This is a genomic window from Seohaeicola saemankumensis (genome assembly GCF_042678485.1).
GTDB lineage: Bacteria > Pseudomonadota > Alphaproteobacteria > Rhodobacterales > Rhodobacteraceae > Seohaeicola > Seohaeicola saemankumensis.
Window position 1 is genome coordinate 708,410 of the sequence record NZ_JBHTKR010000001.1, and the last position, 24,960, is coordinate 733,369.

The following is a 24,960-nucleotide window of genomic DNA, read 5'->3' on the forward strand; positions in this document are numbered from 1 at the left end:
GAATTTCATCTCCGTTGTTTGGCGGCGGCTTCGGCGGCAAAGACCACATCCTGCGCGCGATTGAAAGGGGCCGATCCCCGCGGCAAAAGGCCCACTGCCCGATTGGCATGGATCAGCGCGTCGGGCAGGCGGCCCTGAAGGGCGAAACGTTCGGCCGTGACCAGCGCGGCCATGCCTTCCTGTCCGGTCTTGGCATAGGCCACGGCCAGGTCGCGCAGCATCGCGGCATTGCGGAAATCCCGGTCGCGCGCGGCGGTCAGCGGACCCAGCGCGGCCTTGGGCTGTCCCGCCGCCAGCAGCGCACGGCCATACCCCGCCTGGATCAGCGCGTCGCGCGGGGCCAGGTCGGCGGCTTTGCGATAGGCGGCCACGGCTGCCGGAAACTGACGGCTTTCCAGCAGGATCTGGCCGCGCAGGTCATGCGCGAATGGGTCATTGGGCCGCATCGCCACCAGACGGTCGGCGGCGGCAATGGCGCGGGCCGGGTCAGGTGTGCGGTGCCAGGCCACGGCCTCGCGCATCAGGGCGATATCGGCGGTTCCGCTGCGGTCCAGCCGGTCCAGCGTCCAGCGTGGCGCGCGCAGGAAGGCCGACAGCTTGCCGTCGATCCGGGCGAACCAGTAGGCGGCATCGGGATCGGGTTTCACCTCGCCCCGGCGGGCCTGGATATAGGCCTCGACCGCGCGCAGGCGGTCACGTGACAGCGGATGCGTGCGGGCATAGGGGTCCTGCCGCCCCTGCGACAGCATTTCCTGCCCGCGAAAGATGTTCAGCACGTCCGAAAAGCCCTGCGTGTCCAGGCCCGCACGTTCCATGTAGCGCAGGCCGTCGCTGTCGGCGGCGCTTTCTTCGGCCCGCGTGTGCGACATGAAGATGCGTTGCGCCGATCCCCGAACGCCAAGCCCCAGACCCGCCGCAGCATCGCCGCGACCCGAAGCCACGGCGGCGGCTGCGGCCAGGGCAACCCCCAGCCCCGAGATCGTATTGGCCCGTTGCAGGTTCTGCGCGCGCCGCGCCATATGCCCGTTCGCGATATGCGCGGCCTCATGGGCGATCACCGATTGCAGCATGGCGGCGGTTTTCATCCGCAGCAGCAGGCCCGAATGGATGAAGATGTGACTGTTGTCGACGATGAAGGCGTTCATCGTGTCGTCCTGGATGATCAGCACCCGCACCGTATTGGGCGACAGGCCCGCGGCCTGCAGGACCGGGCGCGCCAGTTCGGACAGGGCATGTTCCAGGTCGGCATCGCGGATCAGCGTCGCGGCCCCGGCCTGCAGGGTCATCGCCAGCCAGATCACCGCCGTCGCGATCAGATGTCCAAGCTGCCGTTCGCGCCTCTGCATTGACCTGCCCGCCATTTCCCTGTGAATTGCCGCCTCAACGGGCAGCATAGGAAAGAAGCGATGCGAAACTCAAGGCGCGGGGCGGTTGATCCCTTCATTGTGATGGATGTGATGGAGGCGGCGCGCGCCGCCGAGGCGGCAGGCCGGCACATCATCCACATGGAGGTGGGCCAGCCGGGAACACCCGCGCCGCAAGGGGCGCGGGATGCCCTGGTGCAGGCGATGCAGACCGATGCGCTGGGATATACCGTGGCGCTGGGTCTGCCGGCGCTGCGCGCGCGCATCGCGCGGCTTTACGGTGAATGGTACGGAGTTGATCTGGATCCCGCGCGCGTTGTTGTCACCTCGGGGTCATCGGGGGCTTTCATCCTGGCGTTCACGGCGCTGTTCGACAGTGGCGACAAGGTCGGCATTGGCGCGCCCGGCTATCCCAGCTACCGCCAGATCCTGCGCGCGCTGGGGCTGCAACCCGTTGATCTGCCCACCTCGGCCGCAAACCGGTTTCAGCCGGTGGCGGCGGATTTCGCAGGGCTTGACCTGGCCGGGCTGATGGTGGCCTCGCCCGCCAATCCCACCGGCACGATGCTGGACCGCGATGCGCTGGCCGCGCTGATCCATGCCGCCCAGGGGGCTGGGGCCGCCTTCATCAGCGACGAGATCTATCACGGCATCGAATACGAGGCGAAAGCCGTGACCGCGCTTGAGATCAGTGATGATGTCTATGTGATCAACTCGTTTTCCAAGTATTTCAGCATGACCGGCTGGCGCGTGGGCTGGATGGTGGTGCCGCCCGATCATGTGCGCATCATCGAACGGATCGCGCAGAACATGTTCATCTGCCCGCCCCATGCCAGCCAGATCGCGGCACTGGCCGCGATGGAGTGCGAAGCTGAATTGCAGGCCAACATGGATGTCTACCGCGAGAATCGCCGCCTGATGCTTGAGGGGCTGCCGCGCGCGGGGTTCGACCGGATCGCCCCGCCTGATGGCGCCTTTTATGTCTATGCCGATGTCAGCGACCTGACCGATGACAGCCGCGCCTTTGCGGCGGAAATCCTGGACAAGGCAGGCGTGGCCGTGACGCCGGGGCTGGATTTCGACCCGGTGCGCGGCGGCGGCACGCTGCGCTTCTCCTATGCGCGGGCCACGGCCGATATCGTCGAGGGGCTGGCGCGGTTGCAGCGGTTCATGGCCGCGCGCGGGTGATGCCCCGGGATCTGGCCTGCCGGGTATTTGCCATCCGGTTCCTGGACAAATCGTCATGTGCATGGCGCGCGCCCGTGGTATACCCTGCCACAAAGCAGCCGGAACGAGGCATATGAGCAGACTGGTAAGGGTGATCGCAGCGGTTGCGCTGCTGTGGGGGATGGGGCTGGCCGCCGCGGTGCAGGCCCAGTCCGCCGGTTTCAGCGCGCTGGCACGTGTCGATCCGGCCCAGAGCCGCCTTGCGCAAGCCGGGGACAGCGTCACGCTGGAGCTGGAGCTGTCACAGGGCGTGCCCTACCGTGCCTATACGCTGGAGGCGGCGGGCGCGGTGCCGCGCCGTCTGGTGCTGGATTTCCGCGAGGTGGACTGGCAGGGGTTGACGCCCGATGCGCTGGGGCAGGTGGCCGATGTGGCGGGCCTGCGGTTCGGCGCGGTGCGGCCGGGCTGGTCGCGCATGGTCGTTGATCTGACGCGCCCCATGATCCTGGATCAGGCCGGCCTGCGTGTCGATCCCGTCACCGGGGCGGCGTTGCTGCGGGTGGTGCTGCGCGCGGGCAGCGATGCAGAGTTCGCGGCCCAGTCGGGGGCGCCGCACGATCCCGCGTTCGATCTGCCTGCGCCCGCGCCGGTGGACCGGACCGCCCGGCCCCGCGTGGGCGAGGGGCCGCTGATCGTCGTGCTGGACCCCGGCCATGGCGGCATCGACCCCGGCGCCGAGCGTGACGGGTTGACCGAGAAGGACATGATGCTGACCTTCGCGCGCGAATTGCAGGAGGTTCTGCTGCGCGACGGCAATTTCGAGGTGGTGCTGACGCGCACGGATGACAGTTTCGTCTCGCTGGATCGGCGCGTGGCGATCGCGCATTCGGCGGGGGGGCAGGTCTTCATCTCGTTGCATGCGGATGCGCTGTCCGAGGGGCAGGCGCATGGCGCGACGGTGCATCTGCTGGCCGACAGCGCCTCGGACGCGGCCTCGGCCACGCTGGCGGAACGGCATGACCGCGACGACCTGCTGGCGGGCATCGACCTGACCGGGCAGGATGACCAGGTTGCCGGCATCCTGATGGACCTGGCGCGGCAGGAAACCCAGCCGCGCGCCGAACGGCTGGCGCAGGCGCTGGTTGCAGGCATTCGCGGGGCGGAATTGCCGCTCAACAGCCGGCCGGTGCGGCACGCGGCCTTTTCAGTGCTCAAGGCCGCCGATATCCCGTCGATCCTGCTGGAGGTGGGGTTCCTGTCCAGCCCGCGCGACCTGAAGAACCTGCGCGATCCGGAGTGGCGGCTGCACATGGCCGAGGCGATCCGCGAAGGGCTGACGCTCTGGGTGGCCGAGGATGCGATCCTGTCTGACCTGGTGCGGCAATAGGCCTTGGGGCCGCGGGCGGATCACCGCCAGTGGTCGCGGGTTCTTGTTTTGACCCTGTCGCGGTCGGCGGCTATAGAATGTAACGACTTGTTCAGAGGCGCCGTGTGATCAGATTCATCCTTTCCACCCTTGGCGGGTTATTCACCTTCGTGACGCTCGGCATCTTTGCCGTGGCGCTCAGCATTGGCGCGGTGTTCTATATCTATGGCCGCGACCTGCCCAGCCATGAAAGCCTGGCGCAATACACGCCCCCCACGATCAGCCGCATCTATTCGGCCGAGGGGCGGATCATCGACGAATTCGCCAAGGAACGGCGCCTGTTTACCCCGGCGTCCGAGATCCCGGACCTGGTCAAGCAGGCTTTCATTTCGGCCGAGGACAAGAATTTCTATACGCACAAAGGCTATGATGCGCGCGGTATCGCCGCTGCGGCCTATGATGCCGTGGCCTCGCGCGGGAAGGATGTGCGCGGCGCCTCGACCATCACGCAGCAGGTGATGAAAAACTTCCTGCTGGGTGGCGAACGCGCCGCAGAACGCAAGATCAAGGAAATCATCCTGGCCACGCGCCTGGAAGAGACGCTGAGCAAGGAACGCATCCTCGAACTCTATCTCAACGAGATTTTCCTGGGTCAGAACTCCTATGGGGTGACGGCGGCGGCCTCGACCTATTTCAACAAACCGCTGCGCGAATTGGCCCCGCATGAGGCGGCGTTCCTGGCGTCATTGCCCAAGGCGCCGTCGGATTACCACCCGGTGCGTCGTGCCGACAGGCTGCTGTCGCGGCGCAATTTCGTGCTGCGCGAGATGTTCGAGAACGGATACCTGACCGAAGCCGTCTATCAGGCCGAGGTGGCGATGCCGCTGCGCTCGGTTCAGGCGGGCGATTTCGAAACCTTCCGCTCGGCCTTGCCGCCGCGCGACTATTTCACCGACGAGATCCGCCGGCAGCTGTCCGTCGATTTCGGCGAGGAAGAATTCTTTTCCGGCGGCATGACCGTACGCGCCACGATCGACCCCGATATGCAGGTGGAAGCCGCGCGCGCCCTGCGCCGTGCGCTGGAAACCTATGATCGCGAGGGCGGCATCTGGCGCGGAACGGGGCGCAAGCTGACACCGGACCAGATGGGCGACTGGCGCGCAGCACTGGCCCTGGCCGAAGTGCCACGCGACATCGACCTGAACGCAGAGTGGTTCCCCGCCGTCGTGCTGGAACTGTCGGGTGGCCGCGCGCGTCTCGGGATCGAGGATCAGCCCGGCGAGGATCACGTGATCGAGGCCAATGACGTGACCTGGGCGCGCAAGCGGCTTGAGAACGGCACGCTGGCCCGGCGCGCGCAAGCGCCTGCCGACCTGCTGGAGGTGGGCGATATCGTTCTGGTGCGCGCCATCACCGCCGATGGGGACGGCAGTTTCCTGCGCTGGAGCCTGCGCCAGGTGCCCGAGGTGCAGGGCGGTTTCATGGCGATGGACGTCAATACCGGCCGCGTCATCGCCATGCAGGGCGGCTTCAGCTACCAGGATTCGGTGTTCAACCGCGCCACGCAGGCGCGCCGGCAGCCCGGGTCGAGTTTCAAGCCTTTCGTCTATGCCGCGGCGCTGGACAGCGGATATAGCCCGGCCACGATCGTGGTGGATGCCCCGATCGAGATCAACACGCCCCAGGGTCTGTGGCGGCCGCGCAACTCGTCGAACCAGTATTACGGACCGACGCCGCTGCGTACCGGCATCGAACAATCGCGCAACCTGATGACGATCCGCCTGGCGCAGGAAGTGGGCATGGATATTGTCGCCGAATATGCCGAGAAATTCGGCGTCTATGACAACATGGGCCGGTTCCTGGCCAATTCGCTGGGGTCCGAGGAGACGACCCTGTTCCAGATGGTCGCGGCCTATGCGATGTTCGCCAATGGTGGCGAAAGGGTGCAGCCCACCCTGGTGGACCGGGTGCAGGACCGTTTCGGGCGCACGATCTATCGCCATGACCAGCGCAATTGCGTCGATTGCCTGGTGCCCGGCATCCCGCAGGGGCAGGCCCCGCGGATCGAGACGAACCGCGAGCGGGTGATGAACGCGATCACCGCCTATCAGCTGACTTCGATGATGACGGGGGTTGTCGAACGCGGCACCGCGGCGCGCACGGTCGGGCTGGATGTGCCTGTGGCGGGCAAGACCGGCACAACCAACGATTCCAAGGATGTCTGGTTCGTCGGCTTCACCAGCAACATCGTGGCCGGCTGTTATATCGGATACGATCAGCCACGCCCGCTGGGGCGCGGTGCCTCGGGCGGGGGGATGTGCGGACCCGTGTTCCAGGAGTTCATGAAAAAGGCGACCGAAAAATATGGCGGTGGCCCCTTTGCCGTGCCGCCGGGTGGCCGTTTCATCAAGATCGACCGTTTCACCGGTTCGCCGCTGCCCGATGACGCCTCGGGTGATTATGTCGTGGCCGAATATTTCCGCGATGGCGAAGAACCCGTCTTCGGCTTGATGTTCGATGGCGGTTTCGCCATGGGCTCGAACCTGCCACTGGTGCAGGAGGCGCAGGAACGCGCCGGTCGTCAGGTCACCACATCGACGGGGCAGACGGCCACGGTCGGGCCCAAGGCCGATTTCGGCACCGTGTCGTCGGGCGGCCTTTACTAGCGCGCGTGCTGGCCCGATCCGGGCCTCCCGCTTGCCCCGGCGCGATGGCTGGTCTATCAGGCGGGGCGATCATTCGATCCATCCCCGTGATCCATCCAGCAGGAAGACCCATGCGCGCCGAGGTTCAGAACACGATTGCCGAGATCCAGAAATCGCTGGAGCTGCTGCGCCAGCGCATGGATTGGGACATGGCCCCCCACCGGCTTGAGGAATTCAATGCCAGGGTCGAGGATCCGACCCTGTGGGACGATCCCGAAAAGGCGCAGGCCCTGATGCGCGACCGCCAGAACCTTGTCGATGCGATCGACACGGTCAAGGGCATCGCGCAGGAGTTGCAGGACAACATCGACCTGATCGAACTGGGCGAGATGGAAGACGATGCCGAGGTCGTCAAGGATGCCGAGGCCGCGCTGAAGGCGCTCAAGGTCAAGGCCGCCGAAAAGGAGCTTGAGGCGCTGCTGGATGGCGAGGCCGATGGCAACGACGCCTTTCTGGAAATCAATGCAGGCGCGGGCGGCACCGAAAGCTGCGACTGGGCCAGCATTCTGGCGCGGATGTATGTCCGCTGGGCCGAGCGCAAGGGCTACAAGGTGGAAATGCAGGCCCAAAGCCCCGGCGAAGAAGCGGGGATCAAATCGGTCGTCTACAAGATCTCGGGGCATAACGCCTATGGCTGGATGAAGTCGGAATCGGGCGTGCACCGTCTTGTCCGCATCAGCCCCTATGACAGCGCGGCGCGGCGGCATACCTCGTTCTCGTCGGTCTGGGTCTATCCGGTGGTGGACGACAATATCGAGATCGAAGTCGCGCCTAACGACATCCGCATCGACACCTACCGGTCCTCGGGGGCGGGCGGGCAGCACGTGAACACCACCGATTCGGCGGTGCGGATCACGCACCTGCCGACCGGGATCGTCGTGACCAGTTCGGAAAAATCGCAGCACCAGAACCGTGACATCGCCATGAAGGCGCTGAAATCGCGCCTCTACCAGCTGGAACTGGACAAGCGCAACGCCGCCATCAACGAGGCGCATGCCGCCAAGGGCGAGGCCGGATGGGGCAACCAGATCCGGTCCTATGTGTTGCAGCCCTACCAGATGGTGAAGGATCTGCGGACCGGCTTCGAGACGTCGGATACGGGCGGCGTTCTGGACGGTGATCTGGACGGGCTGATGGCCGCGACCCTGGCCATGGACGTGTCGGGCAAGAGCCGCGCCGAGGCGCAGGCCGAGGGTTGAATTCCGCTTGATCCTGCGCGGGTTATCTGTCGAAACTGATCTGCAAAAGGGCAGGGAGGCTTTTCGATGGATGATCTGATGAACCGCGACGCGCTGGAATTGTCAGCGATGCTTGAGGCGCGCCAGATCAGCGCGGTCGAGCTGATGCAGGCGACGCTGGACCAGATCGCCCGCGTCAACGGTCCGGTCAATGCGGTGATCAGCCTGCGCGATGCCGACAGCCTGCTGGCCGAGGCGCGCATCGCCGATGATGCCCCGCGCAAAGGCTGGCTGCATGGGATCCCGCTGGCGGTCAAGGATCTGGCCGATGTGGCGGGTATTCCCTCTTCGATGGGCTCGCCCGCATTTGCCGGGAATATCCCCGCTGCCGATAGCGGGATGGTGGCGCGGATGCGCGCGGCGGGGGGCCTGTTCATCGGCAAGACCAACACGCCCGAATTCGGGCTGGGCAGTCACACGTTCAACCCGGTGCATGGCGCGACGCATAACCCCTATGACACGGCGCGCAGCGTGGGCGGGTCATCCGGCGGGGCGGCGGCGGCGCTGGCGGCGCGGATGCTGTCGGTGACTGACGGGTCGGACATGATGGGATCGCTGCGCAACCCTGCGGGCTGGTGCAATGTCTACGGCATGCGGCCAAGCTGGGGGCGTGTTCCGGCTGATCCGGTGGGCGATACCTTCCTGCATCCGCTTTCCACGCTGGGCCCCATGGCGCGCAGTCCGCGCGACATGGCCGCCCTTTTGGAGGTGCAGGCCGGACCCAACCCCCAAGTGCCCTTCGGCCTGCCCAAAGACCGCTATCTTGACGGGATCGACACCGATGTGAAGGGCCGGCGCATCGGCTGGCTGGGCAGTTGGGGCGGGGCCTATCCGATGGAGCCGGGGATCCTGCCGCTGATCGAGGGGGCTTTGACGGGTTTCAGCGACATGGGCTGTATCGTCGAGGCGGTCGATGCGCCGTTCAGCGCCTCCGAGATCTGGGACAGCTGGGTGGCCCTGCGCGCCTTTGCCAATCTCGGCCGACTTGATGCGATCTATTCCGATCCGGTCAAGCGCAAGCTTCTGAAACCCGAGGCGATCTGGGAAATCGAGACAGGTCTGTCGCTGAGCCCGTTGCAGATCCACCGTGCCAGCCTGACCCGCTCGCGCTGGTATGCCAAGGCCGCCGAATTGTTCGACACATATGACGCGCTTGTGCTGCCCTCGGCGCAGCTATGGCCCTTCCCGGTGGAATGGGACTGGCCCAAGGATATCGCAGGTCAGCCGATGGATACCTATCACCGCTGGATGGAGGTGGTGATCCCGGTCAGCCTGATCGGCCTGCCAGCGGTCAACCTGCCCGCGGGTTTCGGCGCGGCGGGCACAGCGGGGGCGGGGCTGCCGATGGGGATGCAGATTTTCGGACGCCATGGCGATGATGCGGGCCTGCTGCAACTGGCCCAGGCCTGGCACCGGGCGACCGACTGGCCCAACCGGATGCCGCCGCCCCTGTCCTGAGACTTGCTTTTTGTCCCGTTTGCGGGTCTCATCCGCAGATACCGGAATGTGACGGGGAGGGACCATGCCGGATACACCCAAGGAAGGGCTGCCAGATGTTGGCCCGGTCAGCACCGCCATGCTGGCCGAAGCGCTCAGGCGTGGCTGGGCGGACATGCGTCGCGCCCCCGGCTATGGCCTGTTTTTCGCGGCTGTCTACGTGGCGCTTGGCCTTGTTCTGGCTGGCGTGACCGTGGTGACCGGCAAGACCTATTGGCTGGTCTTCGCCGCCGTCGGTTTTCCGCTGGTCGGTCCCTTTGCCGCCGTAGGGCTTTACGATGTCAGCCGCAGGATCGAACAGGGCCGACCGCTGGTCATGTCCGAGATCCTTGGCGTGGTGCTGCGCCAGTCGCGCCGGCAACTGCCCTCGATCTGCGCGATCATCATCATGGTGTTCCTGTTCTGGTTCTTTCTGGCGCATATGATCTTTGCGCTGTTCCTTGGTCTTTCGACGATGACCAATGTCTCAAGCTCTTATGCGGTGTTTCTGACGCCGAACGGGATTGCGATGCTGGCGGTAGGCACGGTGGTGGGCGGCATCTTCGCGCTGCTGCTCTACATGATCACGGTCATCGCGCTGCCGCTGCTGCTGGAACGCGAGGTCGATTTCGTGACCGCCATGATCACCAGTTTCCAGGTCGTGCTGGCCAATCCGGTGCCGATGCTGGCCTGGGCCGCGCTGATCGCGGGGCTGACTTTCGCGGCGATGCTGCCGGCCTTCCTGGGCCTGTTCCTGGTGCTGCCGCTGCTGGGACATGCGACCTGGCATCTTTACCGGCTGGTGACAGCCGAGACCTGAAAACAGCCGAGACATGAAAAAGGCGCGCAAGGCCATCTGCCTGCGCGCCTTGTCCCTTCATGGCGGATGCTTTCAGACCGCGCCGCCGCGCGACAGGGCCGCCACGCCGGTCCGCGCCACTTCCAGCAGGCCCAGGGGCCGCATCAGTTCGGCGAAGGCGTCGATCTTTTCGGGCGCGCCGGTAATCTCGAACACGAAACTGCTCAGCGTGCTGTCCACCACATTGGCGCGGAAGATATCGGCCAGGCGCAGCGCCTCGACCCGTTTGTCGCCAGTGCCCTCGACCTTGAACAGCGCCAGTTCACGCTCGACCGCGGCGCCTTCCACGGTCAGGTCATGCACATCATGCACCGGCACGATCCGGCCCAGCTGCGCCTTGATCTGCTCGATCACCTGGGGCGTGCCGGTGGTGACGATGGTGATGCGGCTCAGGTGGCCGGCGTGGTCGATCTCGGCCACGGTCAGGCTTTCGATATTGTAGCCGCGCCCCGAAAACAGGCCGATCACGCGGGCCAGAACGCCCGCTTCGTTGTCGACGATCACCGCCAGGGTGTGGCGTTCCTCGACATCCGAGAAATTGGGCCGCAGGTTATAGGCCGAATGCTTGGTCGAGCCCTTCTTGATCTGTAGTGCAGACATGGTCTTGGTCCTTTATGGCGTCAGGGGCAGGGGGCTGATGTTCCGGGGAACGATCAGACCATCACGGCACCTTTCGATCCGATCGCATCCTTGGTGCTGGCTTCGCCCAGCAGCATCTTGTTGTGCGGCTCTCCCGAGGGGATCATGGGGAAGCAGTTCTCGTGCTTTTCCACCAGGCAGTCGAAGATCACCGGCCCGTCGTAATTGATCATTTCCATGATCGCATCGTCCAGGTCATCGGCGTCCTTGCACAGGATCCCCTTGCAGCCGAAGGCCTCGGCCAGCTTGACGAAATCGGGCAGGGATTCCGACCAGCTGTGCGAATAGCGCTCGCCATGCAGCAGCTCCTGCCACTGGCGCACCATGCCCAGGCGTTCGTTGTTCAGGATGAATTGCTTGACGGGCAGGTTGAACTGCATCGCGGTGCCCATTTCCTGCATGTTCATCAGCCAGGACGCCTCGCCGGCCACGTTGATCACCAGGGCATCCGGATGCGCCATCTGCACGCCGATCGACGCAGGGAAACCATAGCCCATCGTGCCCAGGCCGCCGCTGGTCATCCAGCGGTTCGGACCTTCGAAATTCAGGTATTGCGCGGCCCACATCTGGTGCTGGCCCACTTCGGTGCAGATATAGCGATCATGCCCCTTGGTCAGGGCCTCAAGCCGCGCCAACGCGTATTGCGGCTTGATGACCTTGCCTTTCTGTTCGAACTTCAGGCAATCGACCTTGCGCCATTCGTTGATCTGGTTCCACCACTTGGCCAGACCTTCCTTGTTGGTCTTGCGGCCGCGCGCCTTCCAGATCTTCAGCATGTCTTCCAGAACATGGGCGACATCGCCCACGATCGGAATATCGACGCGGATCACCTTGTTGATGGACGAGGGGTCGATGTCGATATGGACCTTTTTCGAGTTCGGGCTGAAGGCATCGACGCGGCCGGTGATGCGGTCATCGAAGCGCGCGCCGATGTTGATCATCAGGTCGCAGCCATGCATCGCCATGTTCGCCTCGTAAAGCCCGTGCATGCCCAGCATGCCCAGCCAATGGGTGCCGGATGCGGGGTAGGCGCCCAGGCCCATCAGGGTCGATGTGATGGGAAAGCCGGTTGCCTCGACCAGTTCGCGCAAAAGCTGGCTGGCCGCGGGGCCCGAGTTGATGACGCCGCCGCCGGTATAGAAGATCGGGCGCTTTGCGGTTTCAAGCGCGGCCACCAGTTCGGTGATCGCCTCAAGATCGCCCTTGACCTGTGGCTGATAGCGGCGCGAGCCACCTTTCTGCGGCGCCTGATAGGTGCCGGATGCGAATTGCACATCCTTGGGGATGTCCACCAGCACCGGGCCGGGGCGGCCGGCGGTGGCGACATGAAAAGCCTCGTGCAGGGTCGCGGACAGTTTTTCGGTATCCTTGACCAGCCAGTTATGCTTGGTGCAGGGCCGCGTGATGCCGACGGTATCGGCTTCCTGGAAGGCGTCGTTGCCGATCATGAAGGTCGGCACCTGCCCTGTCAGCACCACGATGGGGATGCTGTCCATCAGCGCATCGGTCAGTCCGGTGACCGCGTTGGTGGCGCCGGGGCCCGAGGTCACCAGCACCACGCCCGGCTTGCCGGTTGCGCGGGCATAGCCTTCGGCCGCATGCACGGCGCCCTGTTCGTGGCGCACCAGGATGTGCTGAATCTCGTTCTGCTGGAAGATCTCGTCGTAAATCGGCAGCACGGCGCCGCCGGGATATCCGAATACGACGTCCACGCCCTGATCCTTGAGGGCCTGAACCACCATTCTCGCTCCGGTCATCTGACGTGTCATGTGCTTTGCTCCGTTGTCGACGTCATCCATTCGCATAAAAAAGCCCCCGATTTTGTCGGGGGCGCATGGGGTACCTTGAGGGTGTCCGTTACCGGCCCATGCGCCATGTTCCTACGATGATCACTAGCGGTGTCATTGCCATCGGCTCCTTCGTGCGTGGCGGGACATTATGAGTGCTGCGCGGCAGCGTCAACCGTCAATCGGGCACATTTAATGTCGCGGGGGCGAATTATTTTGTATCTTTATTTCGTTTTGCGCCCTTGAAACGTCAGGAAAGGAATTAATTGCCTGCCGCAGGGCGTCAAAATGGCCGCGCGCGCGGCGACAATGGCCGGACCCATCCCGAACCCCATGGCGAAACCCATGGCGAAACCCAAGTCGGAACCTGTGCAGAGCGGCGGATCAGGGACGTGCTGGCACGGATCCGGGAAGCGAGATATTGGCCACCTGTTCCGCGATCGGATCAGTCGATAGCGGGTGCATCTCGGCGGAATAGTCGGCCGGGTCGCGCATCTTCTGCCATTTGCCGCCGACGTAAAGCTCCAGCCCCGAGAATTTTGCCTTGTAGCCCATCTTGGGGCTGCCGGGGACCCAGTAGCCCAGGTAGACATATGGCAGTCCGGCCTCGCGGGCGATGCGGATGTGATCCAGGATGATATAGGTGCCAAGGCTGTCGCCGGACCGGTCAGGCTGGTAGAAGGAATAGACCATGCTGACACCGTCATCCAGCACATCGGTCAGGCAGACCGCGGCAAGATCACGTGTGCTTGTGTCGTGATACTCGATCACCCTGGTGCGGATCGGCGTCTCCTCGATCATGGCGGCGAATTCGAACACATCCATGTCGGCCATGCCGCCATCGGCGTGCCGGCTGTCAAGGTAGCGGCGGAAGAGGTCATATTGATCCTCGGTCGCCCAGGGGCTGGTCGCGCGACGCTCCAGCAGCGCGTTGCGCCTGATCGTGCGCTTCTGGCTGCGCGAGGGCAGGAAATCGGCCACCCGGATTCGCGCCGAAAGGCAGGCCGCGCAATCCGAACATGAGGGGCGGTAAAGAACGTTCTGGGAGCGACGAAAGCCCTGCTTGGACAGGCTGTCGTTCAGGCGTTCCGCGCCCTCGCCCTGAAGTGCGGTGAACAGCTTACGCTCCATCCGCCCTTCCAGGTAGGGGCATGGTTGCGGTGCCGTCACGTAGAATTGTGGCGCTATGGGAAGGGTGTGACGCATGATATCCCTTGGTCCGGCTGTATCGGGACGATAGCAACGAAGTCTCCATCCGCCAAGAGTTGAATAAAGACCACGTTAACAACGCGTACGGTGCCAGGCCGCGCGCGCTGTTAGCCCAGTGTCATCATGCTGTCAGGGTGCTGTCGTCCTGCTGTCATCGTGCTGGCGGGTGGCCTTGCGCGCCCCGCTCAGGCGGCTGCCGCGCGGTTCAGCGCGACGCTGCCCAGCACATGATCGGTCAGGCCCTGACCGCGTGCCGTGGTCAGCATCAGCACCACCGATATGATCTGCAGCACCGGCAGCGCGAAGGAAAACGAGGTGACAAGCGTATGCACCGTGGCCAGCCCAAGGCCGAATCTTTCGCCCTGCGCCGTGCGGAATTCGATCGCCATCAGGCGCATCCCCCAGGTGGCAGAGCGGTTGGCGATCGTGACCACCCGGTAGGTAAAGCCGACCACCAGCATCAGCAGCGGAAAGAAAAACAGCCCGGTGAAGGCCGTGAAGGGCAAGATCAGCAGGCAGATCAGGGCGATCAGTACGGTATCGACCAGCCAGGCCAGCAGCCGTTTCATCGGCACATCGGCATAGAATTCGGGCTGTGTCACGGGATCGGGCAGCGGCAAGGGGTGATAGGTCATGAGTGACTCGCAGGGACAGGGATCAGGTGAATGCCGCAGGCGCGGGGCCTGCGGCGGTCGGTGTGTTGGTCAGGCTCAGGCCTTGTCGCTGTCCTGGCCCGTGGTGTCTTCCGCGTTGCGCGGGGCGGCGGCGGCGCGGGCGCGGTCGGCCATGAACTCGTCGAACTCGGCCTTGTCGCGGGCTTCGCGCAGGCGCTGCAGGAAGCTTTCGAAGTTGTGCTGCTCTTCCTCGAGGCGGCGCAGCGTGTCGGCCTTGTAGTTGTCAAAGGCGGTATTGCCCGAAGAGGACATGGCCGAGATGCCATGACGGGTCATCGAACGGTTGCGGCAGGATTTTCCAAACATGCGCTTGCTCCAGATCATATAGGCCAGAAGGGCCAGGCCCAGGGGCCAGACAAAGATGAACCCCAACACCATGGCTGCGATCCAGGCGCCTTTGCCCTTGGCGTCAAGCCAGGCCTCGGCGCGGGACAGCCAGCTCATCGGCGGCGTGTGGGGGGCGGAATAATGCAGTGCGGTATTCATGAGGCTCTCCGTTTCGGGTTGATGTTAATTCCTTTCACATACCCAAGATCGGTACGGCGCCGCCTGCTTGCAAGGGGTAATGTGAAAGAAATTTACATTAACGGAATCAGGCCGTGAAATCAGCCAGTTGCGCGCCTGTCAGACGATGCAGATCGGCGGGGGCGATGGGAAATATGTGATGCGGCGTGCCTGCTGCGGCCCAGACGACGGCAAATTCCATCAGGCGCGGATCCAGAAAGGCGCGGGGTTTGGTCAGGTGGCCGACGGGGGCGACGCCGCCGATGGCAAAGCCGGTTTGCGCGCGGATCAGCGCGGCATCGGCCTTGCCCAGGGCCTCGCCTGCAAGGGTGCTGGCGCGGCTGGCGTCCACCTGGTTGCCGCCGGCGGTCAGGAACAACAAGGCTTCGCCGCTGTCCTGTCCTGCAAAGATGATCGACTTGGCGATCTGGTCCAGCGCGCAGCCCGCCACGGCGGCGGCCTGTGCGGCGGTGCGCGCCTCGCCCAGTGCGCGGATATCCGCGGTCAGCCCTGCATCTTCCAATGCGCGGCGCACGCGTGCCATGCTTTTGCTCATGGTGTCTGTCCCTGTCTGTTCGTGTCTGCGCGGTTTCTTGCGCCACTATCGGATTGCGATGCGCCATTGACCAGCCTTGAGCGTTGCGCTCAAGGTGCGGCCATGTCGATTGCAAGCCGCCTGACCCGCATGCCACGCCCCTTCGACCCCGATCGGGGTGCAGAAGCGCGCGCCGCCATTCCCGCAGCCAAGGGCGATATCGCCCTGCTCATTGAGGGCACCGGGGGATGCAGCCCCTATCTGAAATCCCTGATTGAGAAAGAGGCGGATTGGATCCTGCCCGCGCTTGACGATCCCGAGGACGCGCTGGCGCGGCTGCATCATGATCTGTCGCAGGTCGCGCCCGATGCGCTGGCGGATGCGCTCAGGCAGGGCAAGCGGCGCGTGGCCCTGTTGACGGCGCTGGCCGATCTGTCGGGCGCCTGGCCGCTGGAGGAGGTGACCGGCGCGCTGACGCGTTTTGCAGACCTGGCCTGCCAACTGGCCCTGCGCGCCGCCATCGGCGCGGAAATCCGGCGCGGCAAGCTGCCCGGCGCAACCGAGGATGATGCCGAAACCGGCGGCGGCCTGGTGGCGCTGGCCATGGGCAAGATGGGCGCGTTCGAGTTGAACTATTCCTCGGATATCGACCTGATCTGCCTGTTCGATGAAACCCGGTTTGCGCCCGACGACTATCACGAGGCGCGCGCCGCGCTGATCCGGGCCACGCGCAAGATGGCGGCGATGCTGAACGACAATACCGCGCAGGGCTATGTGTTCCGCACCGATCTGCGGCTGCGCCCCGATCCGGCCGTCACCCCCGTGTGCATGGCGATGGAAGCGGCCGAACGGTACTACGAAAGCCTGGGCCGGACATGGGAACGCGCGGCCTATATCAAGGCGCGGCCTTCGGCGGGCGATCTGGCGGCGGGCGAGCGGTTCCTGAAAACCCTGCGTCCTTTCGTGTGGCGCAAGCATCTGGATTTCGCGGCCATCCAGGATGCCCATGACATGCGCCTGCGGATCCGCGCCCACAAGGGGCTGGGCGGGCCGGTCGTGCTGGCCGATCACAACATGAAACTGGGCCGCGGCGGCATCCGCGAGATCGAATTCTTCACCCAGACCCGCCAGATCATCGCGGGCGGGCGCGATCCCGAATTGCGGGTGCGCGGCACGGTCGAGGGGCTGTCGGTGCTGGCGCGCAAGGGCTGGGTGCCCGATGAGGTGGCCGAAACCCTGACGCGGCATTACCGCGCCCATCGCGAGGTGGAACACCGCTTGCAGATGATCAATGACGCGCAGACCCACAGCCTGCCGCGCAACGATGAAGGCTTTGCCCGGCTTGCGGCCTTCATGGGGGTGCAACAGGCGGCGCTTGAGCGCGATCTGAAGGCGCGCATCAGCGAGGTGCACGAGCTGACCGAAGGCTTCTTTGCCGGAAGCGGGATCGTGGCGGCACCCGAGGTGCCTGCCGCGCAGGCCGAGACGTTTGATACCGAGGTGACAAGCCGCTGGCGCAGTTATCCGGCGCTCAGGTCCGCCCGCGCGGTCGAGATCTTCCAGCGCCTGCGCCCCGAGATCCTGTCGCGTCTGGCGCGCGCGGCCAAGCCCGATGAGGCGCTTTTGGCCTTTGATGGTTTTCTCGCGGGGCTGCCCGCGGGTGTGCAGCTTTTCTCGCTGTTCGAGGCCAATCCCCATCTGATCGACCTGCTGGTCGATATCGTCGGCACATCGCCTGCGCTGGCGCAGCATCTTTCGCGCCATTCTGGCGTGTTCGACGCGGTGATCGGGGGCGGGTTCTTCGCACCCTGGCCGGGGATCGCCGCGCTGGCGCAGGAACTCTCGGCCCTGCTGGACAGCGAGAGCGATTACGAGCGCAAGCTGGATGCCGCGCGTCGCTGGGCCAAGGAATGGCATTTCCGCATCGGCGTGCATCACCTGCGCGGCCTGATCGAGGCCGAAGCCGTGGGCCCGCAATATGCCGATCTGGCCGAGGCGGTGCTGCGCGCGCTCTGGCCTGTCGTGGTGGCGCAGTTCGCGGCCAAGCATGGCGCGCCGCCGGGGCGGGGGGCCATGGTGCTGGGCATGGGATCGCTTGGGGCCGCGCGGCTGAATGCGACCTCGGATCTGGATCTGATCGTGATCTACGATGCCGATGGGGTCGAGATGTCGGATGGCCGCCGCCCGCTGGCGGCGCGGCCCTATTACGCGCGTCTGACACAGGCGATGGTGACGGCGCTGACCGCGCCCATGGCCGAGGGCAGGCTTTACGAGGTCGATATGCGCCTGCGCCCATCGGGCACGCAGGGGCCGGTCGCGACAAGCCTGACCAGTTTTCGCGATTACCAGATGAACGAGGCCTGGATCTGGGAGCATCTGGCCCTGACCCGTGCGCGCCCCGTGGCGGGCGAGACGGCGCTGGCCCTTGACGTGGAGGCGGTGCGCGACGCGGTTCTGGAACGCGGCCATCCGCGCGACAGGATCATCGCCGAGGTGGCCACGATGCGCGCGCGTATCGCCGCGGCAAAGGCGCCCGACGGGCCGTGGGACGCCAAGCTGGGACCGGGCCGGTTGCAGGATGTGGAACTGATGGCGCAGGCCGGCAACCTGATGGCGCGCAGCAAGGCGCGCGGCGTCCGCGAGGGGCTGGCCGATTGTGTCGCTTGCGGCTGGCTGGATGACGCCGCTGGCGCAGCGCTGTCCGAGGCCTATCTGCTGTTCTGGCGGGTGCAGCTGGTATCGAAACTGCTGAGTGACAAGCCGCTTGATCCTGCGCGGATCGGTGAGGGAGGATGCAGGATGCTGTTGCACGAGACAGGTCATGAAACGCTGGAAGGGCTTGAAGCTGCCTTGGTCGAGGTTGCACAGGCCGCCGACGCCGCGATCAGCGCGGTCCTTGGCCAGGCGCCGGAGGATGCGGCATGAAGAAGGGCACACCCGAGGACCCAAAGGGTCTGATCGCCGAAGCCTACCGGATCGACGGCATCACACCTGGCGAGTGCCGCACGATCTTTCTGGACTGGGCGCTGAGCCTGCCCGATGGCAGCGACAGCCGCACCATCCTTGCCGTGCTGGTTGCGCGTCACGAGGCCGATGCCCCCGACCACCCGATGACGGCCGTGATGCGCGAGGGCATGCAGGCGATGACACGGCAGGGTCGGCGCGGTGGCTGGCGCGGACGGCCGCGCGACTGAACGGCCGCGCGACGGAACGAACACGTGGTGGAACGGGCGCGGCGCGGAACGGGCGTGGGACGAAACGGGCGCGGGACGGAACGGCGCGGAACGGGCGCGGGACGCGGCCTGCGGCGCTGTCAGGGCTGATGGGCGTCAGGTCGTGCGGGTCAGGTCGTGCGGGGCAGGGCGGCGGCGGCCCGGGCCAGGGCGGTGATCCCGTCCCAATCGCCGCGCGCGATCATCTCGGAGGGCGCGACCCAGCTGCCGCCCACGCAGACAACATTCGGCAGGCTCAGGTAATCGGCGGCATTCGCCGGGCCGATCCCGCCGGTCGGGCAGAAGGTGATCTGCGGCAGCGGGGATGACAGGGCGCGCAGGGCAGCGGCACCGCCCGCGACCTCGGCGGGAAAGAATTTCTGCGTTGTATAGCCGCGTTCCAGCAGGGCCATCGCCTCGGTCGCGGTGGCGGCACCGGGCAGCAGCGGCAGGGCGCTATCTTCGCAGGCGGACAAAAGCCGGTCGGTCGCGCCGGGCGAGACGGCGAAAGCGGCGCCTGCCGCCTTGACCGCGCGCACATCCGCAGGCGACAGCACCGTGCCCGCGCCCACGACCGCGCCCGCGACATGGCCCATCTCGGCGATCACCTCGAGGGCTGCGGCGGTGCGTAGCGTCACCTCGAGCACGGGCAGGCCACCCGCAACCAGCGCCTGCGCCAGCGGGCGGGCATGGGCCGGGTCGCGGATCACCAGAACCGGGATGACTGGGGCCATCTGGCACAGCGCCAATGTGGCGTCAGAGGCTTGATGCGGTGTCATGGTCAGGGTTCCATCGCAAAGGCCGGCAACCGGGGCTGCCGTCGGGATCTGGATATTTGCAGCAAGAAGAAACAGGGGCGCGCGCGCATATCAGACCACCACGGCGGCGCCGGTTGCGGCGGGCCCCACATTGGCGCGGAACATGGCGAAAAGCTCGCGGCCGACGCCGTTGCCATTGCCGGTCAGGTCCGGGGTGGCGGGGGCGCGGTCGTCAAGATCCGGTACCTGTGCCTCGATCAGGCCCGTGGTGGCATCCAGCCGGATGATGTCGCCGTCGCGCAACCGCGCGAGGGGGCCGCCGGCGGCGGCCTCGGGGCTGATGTGGATCGCGGCCGGGACCTTGCCCGAGGCGCCCGACATGCGCCCGTCGGTGACCAGCGCCACCTTGAGCCCGCGATCCTGAAGGACGGCCAGTACCGGGGTCAGCGCATGCAGTTCCGGCATGCCATTGGCCTGCGGTCCCTGGAAGCGCACGACGACCACGGTATCGGTGGTGAATTCGCCCGCCTTGAACGCCTCTTTCACCGCGTCCTGCGTGTCGAAGATACGGGCCGGGGCCTGGATCACATGGCGTTCCGGGGCCACGGCCGAGGTCTTGATGACGCCGGTTCCCAGGTTGCCGTCCAGCTGGCGCAGACCGCCCGTCGCGTCGAAGGGATCAGAGACCGGGCGCAGGATGCGGGTGTTCTGGCTGTCGCGCGCGCCGGGTGTCCATGTCAGGCCCGTGTTCAGGCCCGTGTTCTGGCCCGCCTCGGTCAGTTTTGGCTCATGCGTGTAACGCTCCAGCCCCTTGCCGGCGACGGTCATCGTGTCGGGGTGCAGCAGCCCCGCCTCGAGCAGTTGGCCGATCGTGTAGCCCAGACCGCCCGCGGCGTGGAAATGGTTCACATCGGCCAGCCCGTTGGGATAGACCTTGGCCAGAAGCGGCGTCACCTGTGACAGGTCGTGGAAATCCTGCAACTCCAGCAGCACGCCCGCCGCGCGGGCCATGGCGGGCAGGTGCAGCACCAGATTGGTCGATCCGCCCGTGGCCATCAGACCCACGATTCCGTTCACGAAGGCGCGTTCGTCCAGCACGTCGCAGACGGGGGTGAAGTCATTCCCCAGCGCCGTGATCGCTGCGGCCCTTTCCGTGCCCGCGATCGTCAACGCCTCGCGCAGCGGCGTGCCGGGATTGACGAAGGACGCGCCGGGCAGGTGCAGACCCATGAATTCCATCAGCATCTGGTTGGTATTGGCGGTGCCGTAGAAGGTGCAGGTGCCGGGGCCGTGATAGGAGGCCATCTCGGCCGCCATAAGGGCCGCGCGGTCCACCTGTCCGGCGGCGAATTGCTGGCGCACGCGGGCTTTTTCGTCATTGGGCAGACCGGATGTCATCGGACCGGCGGGCAGGAACACGCCCGGAATATACCCGAAGGTCGCCGCCGCGATCACCAGGCCCGGCACGATCTTGTCGCAGACACCGAGATAGAGCGCCGCGTCGAAGGTGTTATGCGACAGCGCGACCCCCGCCGACAGCGCGATCACATCGCGCGAGAAGAGCGACAGTTCCATCCCCGTCTGGCCCTGCGTGACCCCGTCGCACATGGCAGGAACGCCGCCCGCGACCTGCGCCGTGGCGCCCACGCGGCGCGCGGCCTGACGGATCAGGTCGGGAAAGCGTTCAAAGGGCTGATGGGCCGAGAGCATGTCGTTATAGGCGGTCACGATGCCGATGTTGGGGGCTGGCGTCGTCGCCAGTGTGGCCTGGTCAGGCCCCATCGCGGCATAGGCATGGGCCTGGTTCGAACAGCTGAGATGCGCGCGCCGGGGACCCTCCGCCGCGGCACGGCGCATCAGGTCCAGATACCGCGATCTGCTGTCGCGGCTGCGTTCCGCGATCCGATCCGTGACGCGCGCCACCTGATCGTGCAATGACATCGCAATCCCCCCTCGGTCTGTCCTGCCCTGTCTGTGACGACAGGCCCTGATATATTCCGTTAGCGGTAACAGTGCAAGCGTATCGGCGCGGAAGGGACGGTACAACTTTGTGGCGGGTGGTGCCGGCGCTGTACATTCGGGGGGCGAAGCTGCCCCGATCCTGCCGCAAAGCCGGGGTTTGCCGGAAAAACTTTCTCGGATTCGGGGAAAATTTGCCCTGATTTGGACTTATTGCACCTGCATACCTTTCGACAGTTCCGGGAAACCCTTTTTCCCAAAGGAGATATCGTATGACACTTTTCCGCCGGGCCTTTGCCCTTGTCCTCGTTCTGGGTCTGTCCGCTTGCGGCAGCTATGATCTGTCCACGCGTAACGCGTCATCCGATGCGGCGCTGCAATCCGCTGCGGCCCATCTGGCGCAAACCTCGATCAATGTCGTCGAGACGCGTATCGTGGTGCCGCGCAGCCTGAAGGTGTCCGAGGCCAACAGCTATTACCCCATGGGTGATATCGTCTGGCGCGGTGACGCCTATGGCGACCGTCATGCACAGCTCGAGGCGATCCTGGCCGAGAGCATGACCATCGCCCGGAGCGGCCACAAGGGCAGCACGCCTGCCGTGGTCGAGATCACGCTGAAGCGGTTTCATTCGCTGACCGAAAAGACCCGCTATTCCGTGGGTGGCGTGCATTCGATCCGGTTCGATCTGACGCTGCGGGACCCCAAGACCGGCGCGCCGCTGGCGCCGACCCGCGAGATCCGTGCCGATCTGAAGGAATACGGCGGCGATCGCGCCATGGAAGCCGAGCGTCAGGGTCTGACCCAGAAGCTGCGCGTGACCCGGCACCTGGCCAATGTGTTCCGGTCGGAACTGGAACAGCCCGGCAGCATGAGCGGCAAGCGCGGCACCACGCAGCTGGTGGCGGGCCTGGAAACCGGCAAGCCGATCTGACCTTTCCAGCATTGCGAAACAGGCGTAAGAGGGCGGTATGACACCGTCCTCTTATCCCGTTGTGCGCCTGCGCCCCAAAGCCCAGCCGCGCGCCATCCGCCACGGCTTTCCGTGGATTTATGACAATGAACTGGTCACTGACCGGCGCTCGCGCGGGCTTGCTCCGGGCAGCCTTGCCGTGCTGGAGGATGCCGAACGCGCGCCCCTGGCGCTGGTGACGGTGAACCCTAATTCGCGCATCATCGCCCGCGTGATGGACCGCGATCCCGCAGCAACAGTGGATCGCGCCTGGCTGGAGGCGCGGCTGACCCGCGCACTGGCGCTGCGGAGCCGGCTGCACGATCAGCCCTTCTACCGGCTTGTTCATGCCGAGGCGGATGGATTGCCCGGCGTGATCATCGACCGTTTCGGCGACACGGCCGTGATCCAGCCCAACGCGGCCTGGGCCGAGATGATGCTGGATGATCTTGTCGCCGCATTGGTGGCCGTGACCGGCGTGAGATGCGTGATCAAAAGCGCCTCGGGGCGGGCGCGCGGCCTTGAAGGGCTGGACGATGTCAGCGGCGTGCTGCTGGGGCAGGCGCCTGACGCGCCGGTGCAGGTGCCGATGAACGGCGCCATCTATATGGCCGATCTGACCGGCGGGCAGAAGACAGGGCTGTTTTTCGATCAGCGTCCCAACCATGCCTTTGCCGCGCGGCTGGCCAAGGGTGCGCGGGTTCTGGATGTGTTTTCCCATGTGGGCGGTTTTGCCCTGGCCGCGCTTGCGGCGGGGGCTGAACATGCGCTGGCGGTGGACGGGTCCGACCCGGCCCTGGCGCTGGCCCGCGAGGGGGCCGCGGCCACGGGTGTGGCGGCGCGCTTCGACACGCGCAAGGGCGATGCTTTCGACGTGATGACGGCATTGGCCGCAGAGGGCGCGCAATTCGACGTCGTGGTTTGCGATCCGCCGGCCTTTGCGCCATCAAAACAGGCGCTGGAGACGGGTCTGCGGGCCTATGAGCGCGTGGCGCGCCTGGGTGCGTCGCTGGTGGCCGAGGGCGGGTTTCTTGTGCTGTGTTCCTGTTCGCATGCCGCCGATCTCGACAGGTTCCACGGGGCGTGTCTCCGCGGGATCGGGCGCGCCGGGCGGCAGGGACAACAGATCCACACGGGCTTTGCCGGGCCCGATCACCCGCTGTTGCCGCAACTGGCGGAAAGCGGATACCTCAAGGCGCTGTTCTTCCGTCTATGAAGGTCTTGCTGGATACTTGCGTGCTTTACCCGACGGTGATGCGCGAAGTTCTGCTGGGTGTCGCCGCCGAAGGGCTGTTCCAGCCGCTCTGGTCGGCCCGCATTCTCGAGGAATGGGCCCGTGCCGCCATCAAGCTGGGTCCGGGGGCCGAGGCGCAGGCGCGCGGCGAGGTGGCGATGCTGCGCGCGCGCTGGCCGGGGGCCGAGGTCAGCTATGCCCCTTCGCTGGAGGCGCGGCTCTGGCTGCCCGATCCGGCCGATACCCATGTGCTGGCCGCGGCCATCGCGGGCCATGCCGATCTGATCGTGACGCTGAACGCGCGGGATTTTCCGCGCAACATCCTGGCCGAGGAAGGGCTGGAACGGCTGGACGCGGACCAGTTCCTGATGGCGCTGCATGACGATTACCCGCAGGCCGTGGCCCATGCCGCCGAGGTCGTGCGGCAGGAGGCCGAGCGGTTGTCGGGCGCGCCCTGGGATATCCGGCGGCTGATGAAGAAGGCGCATCTGCCGCGCCTTGGCAAGACACTGGCGGGGCAGGGATAAACCCCGGCCAATGGTCAGGGCTCAGGTGATGCCGCTCCAGCGGGCCTCGTTCCTTTCGATGGCGGCGATGCGGTCGGGGGTCTTGGGGTGGCTCATCAGCCAGGCCGGAACCACACCGCCACGGCTGTTTGTCAGCGCCTCCAGCTTGGTGAAAAGCGATTTTTGCGGACCTGTGCCGATCCCGGCCTTGGTCAGCAGCGCCGAGGCATATTCATCCGCCTCGTATTCGTCCGACCGCGACAGCCGTGCCGCCAGCATCGTCGTCAGCGTGTTGGCGATCCAGATACCGATCCCGGGCAGGAAACGCGACAGCACCATGGCCAGCGCGGTACGCAGGGCATTCTGGCCGGAAAAGTCGATCATCCGGCGGCGGGCGTGGCCCAGGGCAACATGGCCCAGTTCATGGGCGATGACGCTTGCCATTTCTTCGGCCGTGACGGCGCCTTCGCGGAACCGGTTGTAAAAGCCGCGTGTGATGAAGATGCGCCCGTCGGGGGCCGCCAGACCGTTGACCGGTTCGATTTCATAGATATGCACGCGGATCCGTGGCAGATCGAGCGCCGCGGCCAGACGATCCGTCATCCGGCGCAGGTCGGGGTCGGCCAGTTCGGTCGAACGGCTGTCCAGTTCCTTGGCCGTGCGCCAGGCCGAGAAGCGGTACATGGCGACGCCGTACAGGATGGCCAGAAGGATCGGGGTAAACTTGAGCATGATCTTGATATGGTCCGGGCGAGGCGCTGCGGCAAGGGCGGGATGTGCGGCAGAGGGGCGCGCTGATGAGTATTTGGGGAAAGATG

The 24,960-nt window shown here is 65.6% G+C and carries 21 protein-coding genes; 11 read left to right on the forward strand and 10 right to left on the reverse strand.

Features of this window, described 5'->3' with window-relative positions; translation table 11 throughout:
- Window positions 1-5: 5 nt before the first annotated feature.
- Entirely contained in the window at window positions 6-1,346 is a 1,341-nt protein-coding gene (locus tag ACFQ3C_RS03400; RefSeq protein WP_380789014.1) for a M48 family metalloprotease, read from the reverse strand.
- 60 nt (window positions 1,347-1,406) lie between these two features.
- Between ACFQ3C_RS03400 and ACFQ3C_RS03405 the strand changes: the two genes are divergently transcribed.
- The 6 genes from ACFQ3C_RS03405 to ACFQ3C_RS03430 all read left to right on the forward strand — a co-directional run bounded on the left by ACFQ3C_RS03405 (window position 1,407) and on the right by ACFQ3C_RS03430 (window position 10,136).
- Complete coding sequence (locus ACFQ3C_RS03405) at window positions 1,407-2,552, forward strand: pyridoxal phosphate-dependent aminotransferase (protein WP_380789015.1); 1,146 nt, start codon at window positions 1,407-1,409, stop codon at window positions 2,550-2,552.
- Between the two features lie 112 nt (window positions 2,553-2,664).
- Window positions 2,665-3,918 (forward strand): N-acetylmuramoyl-L-alanine amidase, encoded by a 1,254-nt coding sequence (locus tag ACFQ3C_RS03410; protein WP_380789016.1) that lies wholly within the window; start codon window positions 2,665-2,667, stop codon window positions 3,916-3,918.
- A 104-nt stretch (window positions 3,919-4,022) separates the two neighbouring features.
- Entirely contained in the window at window positions 4,023-6,563 is a 2,541-nt protein-coding gene (locus tag ACFQ3C_RS03415) for a penicillin-binding protein 1A (RefSeq protein ID WP_380789017.1), read from the forward strand.
- A 110-nt stretch (window positions 6,564-6,673) separates the two neighbouring features.
- Window positions 6,674-7,801 (forward strand): peptide chain release factor 2, encoded by a 1,128-nt coding sequence (gene prfB, locus ACFQ3C_RS03420; protein ID WP_380789018.1) that lies wholly within the window; start codon window positions 6,674-6,676, stop codon window positions 7,799-7,801.
- 66 nt (window positions 7,802-7,867) lie between these two features.
- A complete protein-coding gene (locus tag ACFQ3C_RS03425; protein ID WP_380789019.1) occupies window positions 7,868-9,298 on the forward strand; it encodes an amidase in 1,431 nt (476 codons plus the stop codon).
- 64 nt (window positions 9,299-9,362) lie between these two features.
- Window positions 9,363-10,136, forward strand: coding sequence for a DUF2189 domain-containing protein (locus tag ACFQ3C_RS03430; RefSeq protein WP_380789020.1), 774 nt, complete (start codon window positions 9,363-9,365; stop codon window positions 10,134-10,136).
- Window positions 10,137-10,208: 72 nt separating this feature from the next.
- Here the strand turns inward: ACFQ3C_RS03430 and ilvN are convergent, their stop codons facing one another.
- The 6 genes from ilvN to ACFQ3C_RS03460 form a co-directional block, all read right to left on the reverse strand.
- Window positions 10,209-10,775, reverse strand: coding sequence for an acetolactate synthase small subunit (ilvN, locus tag ACFQ3C_RS03435; protein WP_380789021.1), 567 nt, complete (start codon window positions 10,773-10,775; stop codon window positions 10,209-10,211).
- A gap of 53 nt (window positions 10,776-10,828) precedes the next feature.
- Window positions 10,829-12,583, reverse strand: coding sequence for an acetolactate synthase 3 large subunit (locus ACFQ3C_RS03440; protein ID WP_380789022.1), 1,755 nt, complete (start codon window positions 12,581-12,583; stop codon window positions 10,829-10,831).
- Between the two features lie 402 nt (window positions 12,584-12,985).
- A complete protein-coding gene (locus ACFQ3C_RS03445) occupies window positions 12,986-13,807 on the reverse strand; it encodes an arginyltransferase (protein WP_380789023.1) in 822 nt (273 codons plus the stop codon).
- 188 nt (window positions 13,808-13,995) lie between these two features.
- Window positions 13,996-14,445: an RDD family protein gene (locus ACFQ3C_RS03450; RefSeq protein WP_380789024.1), complete on the reverse strand. Its 450-nt coding sequence runs from the start codon at window positions 14,443-14,445 to the stop codon at window positions 13,996-13,998.
- A 75-nt stretch (window positions 14,446-14,520) separates the two neighbouring features.
- Window positions 14,521-14,970, reverse strand: a complete 450-nt coding sequence (locus ACFQ3C_RS03455; protein ID WP_380789025.1) for a DUF2852 domain-containing protein — start codon at window positions 14,968-14,970, stop codon at window positions 14,521-14,523.
- Between the two features lie 106 nt (window positions 14,971-15,076).
- Window positions 15,077-15,544, reverse strand: a complete 468-nt coding sequence (locus ACFQ3C_RS03460; RefSeq protein ID WP_380789026.1) for a YbaK/EbsC family protein — start codon at window positions 15,542-15,544, stop codon at window positions 15,077-15,079.
- Window positions 15,545-15,646: 102 nt separating this feature from the next.
- Here ACFQ3C_RS03460 and ACFQ3C_RS03465 point away from each other — a divergent pair, with 102 nt between their 5' ends.
- A complete protein-coding gene (locus tag ACFQ3C_RS03465) occupies window positions 15,647-18,448 on the forward strand; it encodes a [protein-PII] uridylyltransferase family protein (RefSeq protein WP_380789027.1) in 2,802 nt (933 codons plus the stop codon).
- Window positions 18,445-18,717, forward strand: coding sequence for a hypothetical protein (locus tag ACFQ3C_RS03470; protein ID WP_380789028.1), 273 nt, complete (start codon window positions 18,445-18,447; stop codon window positions 18,715-18,717). The genes ACFQ3C_RS03465 and ACFQ3C_RS03470 overlap by 4 nt, the downstream gene beginning before the upstream one ends.
- Before the next feature lie 149 nt (window positions 18,718-18,866).
- Here the strand turns inward: ACFQ3C_RS03470 and eda are convergent, their stop codons facing one another.
- Both eda and edd read right to left on the reverse strand, forming a co-directional pair.
- Complete coding sequence (gene eda, locus ACFQ3C_RS03475; protein WP_380789029.1) at window positions 18,867-19,514, reverse strand: bifunctional 4-hydroxy-2-oxoglutarate aldolase/2-dehydro-3-deoxy-phosphogluconate aldolase; 648 nt, start codon at window positions 19,512-19,514, stop codon at window positions 18,867-18,869.
- Between the two features lie 90 nt (window positions 19,515-19,604).
- Window positions 19,605-21,434 carry a phosphogluconate dehydratase gene (edd, locus tag ACFQ3C_RS03480; protein WP_380789030.1) on the reverse strand — a complete coding sequence of 610 codons (1,830 nt, stop codon included), beginning with the start codon at window positions 21,432-21,434 and terminating at the stop codon, window positions 19,605-19,607.
- A 290-nt stretch (window positions 21,435-21,724) separates the two neighbouring features.
- Between edd and ACFQ3C_RS03485 the strand changes: the two genes are divergently transcribed.
- From ACFQ3C_RS03485 to ACFQ3C_RS03495, 3 genes are read left to right on the forward strand one after another with little or no spacing between them, the layout of a single operon-like run.
- Window positions 21,725-22,384, forward strand: coding sequence for a DUF6778 family protein (locus ACFQ3C_RS03485; protein ID WP_380789031.1), 660 nt, complete (start codon window positions 21,725-21,727; stop codon window positions 22,382-22,384).
- Window positions 22,385-22,421: 37 nt separating this feature from the next.
- Complete coding sequence (locus ACFQ3C_RS03490) at window positions 22,422-23,618, forward strand: RSP_2647 family RNA methyltransferase (RefSeq protein WP_380789032.1); 1,197 nt, start codon at window positions 22,422-22,424, stop codon at window positions 23,616-23,618.
- Window positions 23,615-24,163 (forward strand): RSP_2648 family PIN domain-containing protein, encoded by a 549-nt coding sequence (locus ACFQ3C_RS03495; protein ID WP_380789033.1) that lies wholly within the window; start codon window positions 23,615-23,617, stop codon window positions 24,161-24,163. The genes ACFQ3C_RS03490 and ACFQ3C_RS03495 overlap by 4 nt, the downstream gene beginning before the upstream one ends.
- Before the next feature lie 21 nt (window positions 24,164-24,184).
- Here the strand turns inward: ACFQ3C_RS03495 and ACFQ3C_RS03500 are convergent, their stop codons facing one another.
- Entirely contained in the window at window positions 24,185-24,874 is a 690-nt protein-coding gene (locus tag ACFQ3C_RS03500; protein ID WP_380789034.1) for a M48 family metallopeptidase, read from the reverse strand.
- Window positions 24,875-24,960 lie beyond the last annotated feature (86 nt).

Excerpts from the sequence above, each read along its gene's own strand:
- ilvN (WP_380789021.1), bottom strand. The coding sequence starts at position 10,775 with ATGTCTGCACTACAGATCAAGAAGGGCTCGACCAAGCATTCGGCCTAT.
- ACFQ3C_RS03470 (WP_380789028.1), top strand. The coding sequence starts at position 18,445 with ATGAAGAAGGGCACACCCGAGGACCCAAAGGGTCTGATCGCCGAAGCC.
- edd (WP_380789030.1), bottom strand. The coding sequence starts at position 21,434 with ATGTCATTGCACGATCAGGTGGCGCGCGTCACGGATCGGATCGCGGAA.
- ACFQ3C_RS03460 (WP_380789026.1), bottom strand. The coding sequence starts at position 15,544 with ATGAGCAAAAGCATGGCACGCGTGCGCCGCGCATTGGAAGATGCAGGG.
- ACFQ3C_RS03490 (WP_380789032.1), top strand. The coding sequence starts at position 22,422 with ATGACACCGTCCTCTTATCCCGTTGTGCGCCTGCGCCCCAAAGCCCAG.
- ACFQ3C_RS03485 (WP_380789031.1), top strand. The coding sequence starts at position 21,725 with ATGACACTTTTCCGCCGGGCCTTTGCCCTTGTCCTCGTTCTGGGTCTG.
- ACFQ3C_RS03440 (WP_380789022.1), bottom strand. The coding sequence starts at position 12,583 with ATGACACGTCAGATGACCGGAGCGAGAATGGTGGTTCAGGCCCTCAAG.
- ACFQ3C_RS03445 (WP_380789023.1), bottom strand. The coding sequence starts at position 13,807 with ATGCGTCACACCCTTCCCATAGCGCCACAATTCTACGTGACGGCACCG.
- ACFQ3C_RS03500 (WP_380789034.1), bottom strand. The coding sequence starts at position 24,874 with ATGCTCAAGTTTACCCCGATCCTTCTGGCCATCCTGTACGGCGTCGCC.
- ACFQ3C_RS03455 (WP_380789025.1), bottom strand. The coding sequence starts at position 14,970 with ATGAATACCGCACTGCATTATTCCGCCCCCCACACGCCGCCGATGAGC.
- ACFQ3C_RS03425 (WP_380789019.1), top strand. The coding sequence starts at position 7,868 with ATGGATGATCTGATGAACCGCGACGCGCTGGAATTGTCAGCGATGCTT.
- prfB (WP_380789018.1), top strand. The coding sequence starts at position 6,674 with ATGCGCGCCGAGGTTCAGAACACGATTGCCGAGATCCAGAAATCGCTG.
- ACFQ3C_RS03410 (WP_380789016.1), top strand. The coding sequence starts at position 2,665 with ATGAGCAGACTGGTAAGGGTGATCGCAGCGGTTGCGCTGCTGTGGGGG.
- eda (WP_380789029.1), bottom strand. The coding sequence starts at position 19,514 with ATGACACCGCATCAAGCCTCTGACGCCACATTGGCGCTGTGCCAGATG.
- ACFQ3C_RS03400 (WP_380789014.1), bottom strand. The coding sequence starts at position 1,346 with ATGCAGAGGCGCGAACGGCAGCTTGGACATCTGATCGCGACGGCGGTG.
- ACFQ3C_RS03450 (WP_380789024.1), bottom strand. The coding sequence starts at position 14,445 with ATGACCTATCACCCCTTGCCGCTGCCCGATCCCGTGACACAGCCCGAA.
- ACFQ3C_RS03430 (WP_380789020.1), top strand. The coding sequence starts at position 9,363 with ATGCCGGATACACCCAAGGAAGGGCTGCCAGATGTTGGCCCGGTCAGC.
- ACFQ3C_RS03405 (WP_380789015.1), top strand. The coding sequence starts at position 1,407 with ATGCGAAACTCAAGGCGCGGGGCGGTTGATCCCTTCATTGTGATGGAT.
- ACFQ3C_RS03495 (WP_380789033.1), top strand. The coding sequence starts at position 23,615 with ATGAAGGTCTTGCTGGATACTTGCGTGCTTTACCCGACGGTGATGCGC.
- ACFQ3C_RS03465 (WP_380789027.1), top strand. The coding sequence starts at position 15,647 with ATGTCGATTGCAAGCCGCCTGACCCGCATGCCACGCCCCTTCGACCCC.